The organism is Okeania sp. SIO2F4 (genome assembly GCF_010672385.1).
Taxonomy (GTDB): domain Bacteria; phylum Cyanobacteriota; class Cyanobacteriia; order Cyanobacteriales; family Microcoleaceae; genus Trichodesmium.
The window spans coordinates 1-1,567 of sequence record NZ_JAAHGT010001378.1 but is presented as its reverse complement, the minus strand read 5'-3'; the positions used below and the strand labels follow the sequence as shown (position 1 = coordinate 1,567).

General features: G+C 34.7%; 1 protein-coding gene. It reads right to left on the bottom strand.

Annotated features, from left to right (window positions below):
* Positions 1-533: 533 nt before the first annotated feature.
* A partial coding sequence (locus tag F6K22_RS40575) for a YcjF family protein (RefSeq protein WP_293110793.1) occupies positions 534-1,567 on the bottom strand: 1,034 nt, incomplete at its 5' end.

Here is a 1,567-nt window from a genome sequence, read left to right as displayed (position 1 = left end):
TGTACTATATATAGAGTCTAAAAACGATAACGTTATAGTTTTGAACGCTATATATATGGTTTATGCGTAAGTTTTATTTATCCCTAGGGTTTTTCCCTATTTTGACAACCCTGACTTTATTGGTTCCCAAAGAAGTGCTTGGTATTTCTATTTTTTAGACTACTTTTAATACTGCAGCTTGACCTGCGGAATGTGGGTTTTAAATTTGCCAAAATAATACCATTTTGAAACTAATACCCTTAACAAAAAATAGACTTTATATCATATCCACTGGTATCGTTTGCGTAAAAGCTAGGGTGAATATCTACAGGAAATTTAAGTTTTTTCCAGCTTTTAAACCTTTTTTCCTTCTCTCCTAGATAACTAAAGCCTTCTTCCTTACCTTACAATACCGATGCTACCGGACATGATATTATGTATCAACTAACTATCAACTTTATTAACAAAATTATCTAACTAAAATATTCAATCAAACTTTATATTATCCGTGCATCAGTGCCAAAATATGTGTCATACTTCCCTCCTTTTTCAAATTACCAATCTTCTCTTTTTTCTCTACTTTCTGTTTCCCAATCATCATAATCATCTACTTTTTTACTAGATTGAGGTCGATAATTTATTTCTGCCTCTTCCTGATAAGATTCTGACTTAGTTTCAGCTTCTTCATCAGAGGAATAAATATTAGTCAAAGGTTCAACAATTTTAGTTATAGCGTCTTTAACAAATGACTTAACAAATTCATCTTTTTTAACTAATTGAAATTGTCTTTGTACAACTTCTGTCATACCACCATCTCCCCAATCTTGATTCTGACGAAAATATTCAATAAAACTCTTGCCAGCAATTCGTGTTAAATAAGCTGCACTTACTCCTTGAATAGCTTTTCCAATTAAAAAAGTTGCTACAGTTAATTGTAGAGCTGTAGAAATAATTTTGATTACCCCTTCAACAATACCTAAACCAGCAAGAGTTTTTGCCAATGACATTGCTAATTCTTGACCTCTTTCCAAATTCAATTCGCAACCATAAACTTTGCCAATTTCTACTACCATTTGAGCATTAACTGCAGCAGTTGCCAACACATCTACCACTGGCAATGGCGTCACCGCAATCACTCCCGCACCGATCCACTGAAATCTTTCAACAACTTTATCTGCTTGTCGTCGTCTTTGAGTATCAATTAAACGTCTTGCTTCTTCACCCAAACGTTGAGATTGTAATAGAATATTATCTGCAATCAAATCTTCTCCTTCAGCCCGCAAAACAGCCGCCATACGTCTAATTAAAGGCATAGTATCAGGTTCTGGTAGATACATTTCTCCACTCTCAAGTCTAACTGATTGAGGATTAGCAGCGATCGCCACAATATCTATTTTACTAACAATTCCTAGCAATCTTTCCCTCAGTCTGACAACGATCGCTTCTTTGTCTTCCTCAGTATACAGGTCTATTTTATTAAAGACAACCAGCGATCGCTTACCAATCTCCGCCAAACTTTTCACAGCAGTATATTCTGAATTCTGTAAATCATTATCAACTACAAACAATAATAGATTAGCCTCTGTGA